The following is a 4597-nucleotide window of genomic DNA, read 5'->3' as shown; positions in this document are numbered from 1 at the left end:
CGGGAACGTGTCGAGCGATATGTCGATGTTCGCAAACGCCAGCAGGTGCTCGTGGCGCGGCGACGAGCCCAGGCAGGTGACATTCTCCTCGGCAACGCCCTGTGCCACGAACCGCGCGACCAAATTGTCGCGCAGCATGGGATCGTCAAGCAGGGTATGCTTGATGATGATCTTCGAACCCGTCACCTCGCGCATCACTTTCGACCACACCCGGATGGCCTCGTCCGAGATCTTGTAGATGCGGTTGAACACGCCGAAGGTGACATAACCATTGCGGAGGATGGGCGGCTCCGATGCAGGTAGATCCAAAATGGGATCGATCGTGATCAGGCACGGCAAGTCGTAGACCTTTTCAGCCAGCAGATGGCGCGCCGATTGCGGAATGAAGACCGGATCCGCGAGCACGTAGTCCATGGTCTGAAGGCCCGTGCCCGTGGCGTGACCAAACCCCGAGACCTGGATCGGGGCCGGCTTGCGGGCGAAGACATGGAGCCTGTTGCCGGTCGTGTGCCCGGACACGTCGATCAGGATATCGACCTTGTCAGCCTGAATGCGATCGGCCAGTTCGTCGTCCGACATCTGCCAGGCGTCGACCCAGACGTCCGCCGAGGATCTGAATGCGGCGGTGATCTCATCTCTTACCGGCGAGCACGAATAGCAGACGATCTCGAACCTGGCGTGGTCATGGTGGCGCAGCACTGGCAACAGAGCGAACGCTGCCGAGTGATGCCAAAATTCGGCAGCAACATAGCCGACCACGATCCGCTTGTCGGGATCAAGCTGCCGGGGGGCAAGAATCCTTCGCGGCAACTTCGAGCCGATCGCGTTCCACCACTGCTTTCGTGCGGCCTGCTGAACCGCGAAATCGGCGTCGGAAAGATAGTCGAGAAAGAAGATCTTCCGGCCGATCAAGGACGCATCCGGTACAATGGCCAGCGCCGCATCGAGTAGCTCGATCGCCGATGCGATCTCGCCCTGGTTGGCAAAACAAGCGCTCAGCAGCGCCATCGCGATCGCGGAGCGTGGATATTCCTCCAGCAACGTGGTGCACGCCAGAATCGCTTGCGCCGTGTTTCCCATGGCAAGCGCGACTTGTGCCTTCCCCTGCAGGGCCACCTCGAGCTTGGGCGCAAGCGCAAGGGCCGCATCAAAGTCCGCCGCCGCCTGTTCCAGGCTCGACGTCTCAAGATTGAGCCGTCCACGATTCGCCAAGATCTTCGCCGACCCCGGCCTGATCGCGAGCGCCGCCTCCAGCGCGCCCTTGGCCTCGTCGAAGTTTTTGAGCTCGATATTGACCAAACCTTTGCCGACGAGCGCCTCCACGTTTCGCGGCTGAAACAACAGTGCGCGCTCGAAGCTCTGTTTGGCGCGATCAAGCTGGCGCAGCGCAAGCTCTGCCAGGCCGCGATTGCAGAGCGCATCGGCATGATCGGGCTTCAGCCCGATCGCGCGATCGTACGATTCGATAGCCTGCTCGACGCGGTTGAGATGCAACAAGGTATTGCCGAGGTTGGCCAAGGCCATGGGGAAGCTCGGCTTCAACGCTATGGCCCGCTCCAGGGACGTACGCGCTTCCTCATACTCCCCAAGCGCGAAATGCGTGGCTCCCAAATCGGAAAATGCCTGTGCCGAGCGTGGGTCGACCGTCACGGCATATTTGAGCGCCTGTTTCGCTGCCTCGAAGTGTCGGCTCGCGAATGCGCCCAAGCCAAGCAGGTGCAAGGCGCCGAAATGCTCCGGAAGTTCATTGAGGATCTGGCGGCAGAGCGCCTCGGTCTCCGCATACCGGCCGTGGCCATAGGCCGTATTCGCGGTCGAAATGATCGCGTCCGCCTGCTTCTTCAATTTCTTCTGCAACCGCGCGTTCTGGAACGCGCGTGCGCCGGCGCCGCTACTCTGCAAGGATTCTCTCCGGAGGATGCCCGGGAGGATTCTAGCTGATTCGCGGCCAAGGCCGTCCGGTTTAGGCGGCCCGGCAATCTCCGGAAGATGCCGGTGCTCAACGCAGGCCTCGCCTACGCAACGCCGCCGTCACTCGAGGCGGCGGCACAATAGTCGCGCCAGAACTTTCGGTAACCCACCTCGAGCTCGCGCGTGTAGGTCTCGACATTGCCCGAGGGCGAAAGCGCGATCCGAGCCGGCAAATCCGCGCGCAATCTCGCCAGATACTCGGGCTGTGACGCAAATTTGCGGGCGATCTCGACATAGCCATCGTCATCTTCCGCGACCCAGTCGCCGAGGCCGACGGCGGTCACGATGGAGGCGCCAGCACGCGAGGAGGCACCGTTGCCGAGCTTGGCAACGACGGGAACGCCCTTGTAGAGAGATTCCCAGGTGCTGATGCCGCCATTTTGCGGGAACGTGTCGAAGGAAATATCGACTTGGGCGAAAGCCGCCAGATGGTCGTCGCGCGAGGTGGTGCCGAGGCAGGTGAGGCTCTCTTCGACAACACCCTGCGCCAGAAAACGCGCGATCAGGCTATCGCGCAGCAGCGGATCATCGAGCAGACCATGCTTGAGGATGATCTTCGATCCCGGCAGCTCCCGCATGATGCGCGACCAAACACGGATCGCATCATCCGAGATTTTGTAAATGCGGTTGAACACACCGAAAGTGACGTAGCCGTTGCGGAGCATCGGCAGCTCTGAGGGCTGCAGATCCGAGACTGGTTCAATCGTGATCAGGCACGGCAGATCGTGGATTTTCTCGGCAAACAGATGCCGAACCGACGGCGGAATGAAAATGGGATCCGCGAGCACGTAGTCCATGGTCGGCATGCCCGTGCCTGTCGCGTGTCCGAAGCCAGTGGCCTGGATCGGGGCCGGCTTCCGAGCGAAAGTCAGCAGCCTGTTTCCGGTCGTGTGCCCCGAAACGTCGATCAGGATGTCGACATTGTCCGCCTGGATACGATCGGCGAGCTCGTCATCCGAAAGCCCCCAGGCTTCGACCCAGACGTCCGCCAACGATTTGAACATGGCGGTGTACTCGTCCCCGCCCGGCCAGGAATAGTAGCAGATGATTTCGAATTTGGTGTGATCGTGATGGCGCAGCACCGGCAGCAGCGTGAGCCCCGCGGAGTGCTGCCGGAATTCGGCAGCGACATAGCCGACCACGATCCGCTTCTCCGGATCCAGCGGCCGCTTCGGCAGCTCCCTTCGCGGCTGTTTGGAGCCGATCTGGTCCCACCAGGATTTTCGCACCGCCTGCTGGACCACGAAATCGGCCTCGGCGCGGTAGTCCTCCAGGAAGATCTTTCCTCTGATCGCATCCCCATAATCCGGCCGGAGCGCCAGCGCACGATCGAGATATTCGATCGCGGCGTCCATGTCCCCCCGGTTCGAATACGAGAAGCCCATCAGCGCCAGCCCCATCTCGGAGCGCGGATTTTGCTCGATCAGGGCCGCTGCGGCCGCCATCGCCTGCGCGGTCTTTCCCATGACGAGGCAGGTCTGGGCCTTGCCGCGCAGAGCCAGCTCGAGCTTGGGCGAGATCGCAAGCGCCGCCTCGAAATCCGCAAGCGCGGGCTCCAGGCGCTGCAACTCGTAACTGAGCCGCCCGCGTTGGGCTACGATCCTCGGCGAGCCGGGCTTGATCGCGAGCGCCATGGCAAACTTGGCGGCCGCCTCGTCGTGGTGCCGCAGCTCCATGGCGACCATGCCGCTGCCGACGATGGCCTCGGCGTGACGGGGCTGAAACAGCAGGGCCCTGTCGAAGCTTTCCTTGGCGCGCATGATCTGTCCAAGCACAACTTCGACCATGCCGCGATTGCAGAATGCATCGGCATAATCCGGCTTGATCTTGATGGCGCGCTCATGCAGCTCGAGCGCCTGTTCGTACTGCCCCAGATGCATCAGCGTGTTGCCGAGGTTGGTCAGCGCGACCGCAAAATTCGGCTTTAGCGCGATGGCCCTCTCCTGGCACCGCCGCGCCTCCTCGTAATTGCCGAGGTCGAAATGCACGGTGGCGAGGTTGTTGTGGGCATCATGCAGTCGCGGATCGAGTGCAATCACGCGCTCGAGCAGCTGTTGCGCCTCCTCCAGGCGGCGACCGTCATGCGCGCACATGCCGAGCAGGTGCATCGCGTCGACATGATCGGGCAGCGCCTTCAGGATATCCCGGCAGAGTGCTTCGGTCTCGGCATATCGACCCCGGCCATAGGCGCTAGCCGCGGCGGAGAGGACGGCGTCGGCCTGCTTCATCAATTTCTTCTGCAATCGCGCGTTCTGAAATGCGCGCGCGCCGGCGCCGCTGGTCTGCAAGGTGTCTCTCCGAGGGATAGCCCGGCGAGAGTCTAACTGATTCGCAGGCCTGGCCGGCCGGTCAGCCGGCGCGGTGATACCCCGGGATTTCCCGGGGCTCAGCGGCCCGGCGCCGCTGGCCTCCTACGCACGTCGCCGCCCTTCGAAGCCGCGGCGCAATAGTCGCGCCAGAACTGGCGATAAGCCGCTTCGACCTCGCGCGTGTAGATTTCGACGTTGCCGGCGGGCGAAGCCGCGATCCGGGCCGGCAAGTCCGCGCGCAGCTTCGCCAGATGCGCCGGCTGTGCCGCATATTTGGATGCGATCGCGGCATAGCCCTCGTCATTATCGGCGACCCA

2 protein-coding genes and 1 pseudogene are annotated in these 4597 nt (G+C 62.8%); all 3 read right to left on the bottom strand.

What is annotated here, in order from left to right; all coding sequences use genetic code 11:
• Nucleotides 1–1902: tetratricopeptide repeat protein (locus tag N551_RS0120555; protein WP_035961670.1), on the bottom strand; the 1902-nt coding region annotated here is incomplete at its 3' end.
• Nucleotides 1903–2015: 113 nt separating this feature from the next.
• The gene (locus N551_RS0120550) at nucleotides 2016–4259 is read right to left on the bottom strand and encodes a tetratricopeptide repeat protein (RefSeq protein WP_027568480.1); all 2244 of its coding nucleotides are present in this window, start codon (nucleotides 4257–4259) and stop codon (nucleotides 2016–2018) included.
• A 98-nt stretch (nucleotides 4260–4357) separates the two neighbouring features.
• Nucleotides 4358–4597: pseudogene (locus N551_RS36050) on the bottom strand (hypothetical protein); the annotation flags it as partial.

Origin of the sequence: Bradyrhizobium sp. URHA0013, assembly GCF_000518345.1 — a bacterium.
Taxonomy (GTDB): Bacteria; Pseudomonadota; Alphaproteobacteria; order Rhizobiales; family Xanthobacteraceae; genus Bradyrhizobium.
Note: the sequence above shows the minus strand (reverse complement) of the source record. Positions and strands in the feature narration are given on the sequence as shown.